At 66.0% G+C, this 517-nt stretch carries 1 pseudogene; it reads left to right on the top strand.

Annotation, left to right across the window (positions count from 1 at the left end):
* Positions 1-517, top strand: a pseudogene (locus FNJ47_RS46565) (GntP family permease); the annotation flags it as partial.

Raw genomic sequence — 517 nt, 5'->3', positions numbered from 1 at the left:
CCGGCCGAAATAGCCCATGGCAAGCGTAGCGATGTGCCGCCGCCGATCGGCACGGCGATCATCCCGCTCCTCGTGGTCGTGGGCGTGAACCTGCTGATGTCGCTTCTGATCCTGCCGCGCGTCGATTTCTCGTTCCTCGCGCAGGAGCGCTGGGGCGGGACGTCCCTTGCCGGCGTTGCCGGGGTGTGGTCGGTCGCAGTCGCTCTCGCCGCCGCCACGGCGACGCTCGTCGCGCTCAATCGGTCCCGTCTGACGGACCTAAGGGCGAGCATGGATGCCGGCGCAAACGCTTCCGTGCTTCCCATCTTCAGCGTCGCAAGCCTGGTCGGCTTTGGAGCCGTCGTCGCTGCGCTACCGGCCTTTGCGTCAGTGCGCGATTGGGTGCTGTCGATCTCCGGCGGTCCGCTCGTTTCTCTCGCCATCGCGACCAATCTACTTGCCGCTTTGACCGGCTCGGCCTCAGGCGGATTGACCATTGCGCTCGATGCCCTTGGTGACACCTACCTGCAAATTGCGC

It is taken from the genome of Bradyrhizobium uaiense (genome assembly GCF_010811875.1).
GTDB lineage: Bacteria > Pseudomonadota > Alphaproteobacteria > Rhizobiales > Xanthobacteraceae > Bradyrhizobium > Bradyrhizobium uaiense.
Note: the sequence above shows the minus strand (reverse complement) of the source record. Positions and strands in the feature narration are given on the sequence as shown.